Consider the following 1,116-nt stretch of genomic DNA (forward strand, 5'->3'; position numbering starts at 1 on the left):
TTGTTGAACTAAGCAAACCCATTTCCGGGTAATCCTTTATGGGGTCTGCTCGTCTTCAGAACCATGCGTGAGACTTTCACCTCACACGGCTCCTCTCCTAAGCGTCCCTTTTCATGGGTACATCCTTAAAATTCCACCTTCGGACTTAATGAGTCCTAATGGTTAACTACTTTCAAATCTTTGGCAGTTTTAGAGTCATGGCAATGTCGGTGCAACAGTTGTTTGTTTCCATAAGTATTGTCACCGCCTTCAGACCTGGGAATGATGTGGTCAACCTCAATTAAATCCGTTGGTCTAAAGGTTAAACCGGAGTGAGCGCATTTACCTTTTTGCCGTTTTAATAGCGTTGTAACTTCCTTCCTTACGCCGGGATGTTTTCCGATTCGGCTACTCCAATATGTCCAATTGCCATCATAGGGTGATTTATTACCTTTCACTTTGATGTGCCGTATTATGGGAACATCTGCGTGTTGGTTTAGTACATATTCACCATCATTTAGAATCCAGCTTCTGGTTCCAATTTGGTTAAAATACTTTTTCTTTACCCAGGCGTTAGACTTGTTTGGATGTCTTCTAACTGCCCATCTCCATAGTTTTTTCCACAGGAGGCTATCAAGTTTTTGAAATGTCTCTTTGCTGACTATGGTTGAGTAGTAGTTAGCCCATCCTCTGATTACCGGATTTAATTTGGCAATTAAAGCCCTAAGTGGGGCGGATTTGTTTGAATCACATATTTCTGCCAATTTCCGATAGTGAGTTTTTACACTTTTAGAGGATGGTTTTATCAGTGTTTTAAATCCTTGTTTGGTTGACTTGACTTTCCATTGCCTGATTGTGAATCCTAGAAAGTCAAATCCGGGTGAGTTCCCATCATATCCTTCCAAGGTGTGGGCAATTTTGGTCTTTTCTGGTTTTAGTTCTAATCCTACCTGGTTTAACCATTCCTGTATTACGGCTTTTGCTTGCAACACTACTTTGATGTCTTCGTGTAGGATAACAAAGTCGTCAGCATAGCGAGCTAGGGTTAGACTTTGACGTTTCATTTGCCAGCCTTTTTGATTACCTTTTTCATTTTTCATGTCAAGGGTTTGGGCAAATTCTTTTAGTCTTTTTTCC

Annotated in this window: 1 protein-coding gene; it reads right to left on the minus strand. The window is 40.8% G+C overall.

The annotated features are described in order from the left end of the window. Positions 1–155 precede the first annotated feature (155 nt). Positions 156–1,116 (minus strand): group II intron reverse transcriptase (locus F6K22_RS41375; protein ID WP_293111024.1); only part of this gene is annotated, 961 nt, incomplete at its 5' end.

Origin of the sequence: Okeania sp. SIO2F4, assembly GCF_010672385.1 — a bacterium.
Classification (GTDB): domain Bacteria; phylum Cyanobacteriota; class Cyanobacteriia; order Cyanobacteriales; family Microcoleaceae; genus Trichodesmium.